This is a genomic window from Actinomadura sp. KC345 (genome assembly GCF_004348515.1).
In the GTDB taxonomy this organism is placed as follows: domain Bacteria; phylum Actinomycetota; class Actinomycetes; order Streptosporangiales; family Streptosporangiaceae; genus Spirillospora.
The window spans coordinates 1-1,583 of record NZ_SMKH01000563.1 but is presented as its reverse complement, the minus strand read 5'-3'; the positions used below and the strand labels follow the sequence as shown (position 1 = coordinate 1,583).

At 73.3% G+C, this 1,583-nt stretch carries 2 protein-coding genes; one reads left to right on the top strand and one right to left on the bottom strand.

What is annotated here, in order from left to right; all coding sequences use genetic code 11:
* Nucleotides 1-568, bottom strand: a 568-nt coding sequence (locus tag E1281_RS39585) for an SOS response-associated peptidase (RefSeq protein WP_243717816.1), incomplete at its 3' end; no start/stop codon positions are given.
* Between E1281_RS39585 and E1281_RS39580 the strand changes: the two genes are divergently transcribed.
* On the top strand, nucleotides 567-1,454 hold the full coding sequence (locus E1281_RS39580) for a DoxX family membrane protein (protein ID WP_207943794.1): 888 nt from the start codon (nucleotides 567-569) through the stop codon (nucleotides 1,452-1,454). The genes E1281_RS39585 and E1281_RS39580 overlap by 2 nt on opposite strands.
* Nucleotides 1,455-1,583: the final 129 nt, after the last annotated feature.

Genomic DNA, 1,583 nt, shown 5'->3' with positions numbered 1-1,583 from the left:
CCCCGGAACCGCCTTTGGGCGACTTCCACAACTCGTAGAGCCCGGCCATCGCCATGACGGCGCCGTCGTTCGGGCGGATGAAGTAGGGCTGCTTCTGCGGCTTCTTCTTGGCCTTCTTCTCGCCCTCGGCCGGGTCCGGCGAGCCGCCCTGGTCCTGGAGCACGTACCACTCGAAGTAGCCGTCGGCGGGCAGCAGGCAGCGGCGCCGGGCGAACGCGCGGCGGTACGACGGCTTCTCGTGCACGGTCTCGAACCGCGCGTTGATCATGCGGGAGCCGATGGAGAGGTCCTTGGCCCACGACGGGACGAGCCCCCAGCGGACCGTCCGCAGCTGCCGGACGGCCGCCTCCTCCTCGGGGGCGTCCTTGGGGCGCCGGTTGAGGACGACCGGAACCTGCTTCGTCGGGGCGACGTTGTAGTCGGGCTGGATGTCCCCGTCGACGGCGTCGAGCTGCACCTGGAACTCGTCCAGCAGCTCCTGCCGCGCCCGGGTGGTGGCATAGCGTCCGCACATGGGTCCCATCCTGCCGTGCTTGAGCCGTGGCGTGATGGGCATGTAGCCGGTCATGCGACCCTTCACGACCCTGGCCCGCCCGTTCGTGGCGGCGCCGTACATCATGACCGGCCTGGAAGCCATCCGCGACCCGCGCGAGCGCGCCGAGCGGGTCGGCCCCGCGATCAAGCCGGTGGCCGACCGGATCGAATGGCTGCCCAAGGACCCCGAGACACTCGTCCGCATGGAGGGCGCGCTGAGCCTCGGTACCGGCGCCCTGCTGCTGACCGGCAGGTTCCGGCGGCTGACCACGCTGCTGCTCGCCGCCCAGCTGGTCCCGGCGCTGGCGACCGAGCACCGGTTCTGGAGCGAGGACGACCCCGAGCGCCGCGCCAGCGAGCGCTCCCACCTGCTGAAGAACGCCGGCATGTTCGGCGCGCTGCTGATGGTGGCCGCCGAGCCGCGGCGCCCGCCGCGCATGGCGGAGCTGCGCCGCGCGGCGCGGGAGACGCAGATCAAGAGCGGCGCCGAGGCCAAGGCGATGCGCCGCGAGGCCGCGGTCGCGCTCCGCGACGCCCGCCGCGAAGCGGCCCGGCAGGTGCGCATCGCCCGCGCCGAGGGCGGGCGCAAGGCCGCCAAGCAGTCGGCCAAGGCGACCAGGGCCGCCAGGTCGGCGAAGCCGGGCGCCGCGTTCAAGGCGGGAAAGGCGGGCGGCGCGCTGAAGGCCGGCAAGGCCGGCGTGCGCAAGGCCGGGAAGGCGGGCGGCGCGCTGAAGAGCTCCCGGGCGGGCGGCGCGTTCAAGATCGGCAAGGCGGCTCCGCCGAGCCGGGCCGCGCGTACCGGGCAGGCGGTCAGGGCCGGGACCGCCACGCAGGCGGCGAAGGCCATGAAGGCGGGCCAGACCGTGAAGGCGGGGACGGCGGTCCAGGCCGGCAAGGTCAAGCAGGCCGTCCAGCGCTGACTTCCCGAAGGAAACCTTAAGAGAGCCTCAAATCCGTTGACCCCAGGGCCGGGGCGGCCCCGTACTGCCATTCATCGACTCATCGACGAGCTCCGCTCGGCGACCGTCCTCCGGCCCCCACACACCCCC